Source organism: Lactobacillus nasalidis (assembly GCF_016587775.1).
Lineage (GTDB): Bacteria > Bacillota > Bacilli > Lactobacillales > Lactobacillaceae > Lactobacillus > Lactobacillus nasalidis.
The window spans coordinates 1-280 of the sequence record NZ_BOCG01000212.1; the positions used below are offsets into that span (position 1 = coordinate 1).

Annotated in this window: 1 rRNA gene; it reads left to right on the forward strand. The window is 52.5% G+C overall.

Going from position 1 to position 280, the window contains the following annotated elements:
- Positions 1-280: ribosomal RNA gene (locus lacNas_RS03570) — 23S ribosomal RNA — on the forward strand; the annotation flags it as partial.

Below are 280 nucleotides of genomic sequence, written 5' to 3' on the forward strand. Positions count from 1 at the left end.
AGAATGAACCGGCGAGTTGCGTTAGTCAGCAAGGTTAAGTCAGAAAAGACGGAGCCGCAGCGAAAGCGAGTCTGAAGAGGGCGAGAAGTTGGCTGATGCAGACCCGAAACCAAGTGACCTACCCATGACCAGGTTGAAGGCGCGGTAAAACGCGCTGGAGGACCGAACCCACGTAAGTTGAAAATTGCGGGGATGAGTTGTGGGTAGCGGTGAAATTCCAAACGAACTTGGAGATAGCTGGTTCTCTCCGAAATAGCTTTAGGGCTAGCCTCGCAAAGAG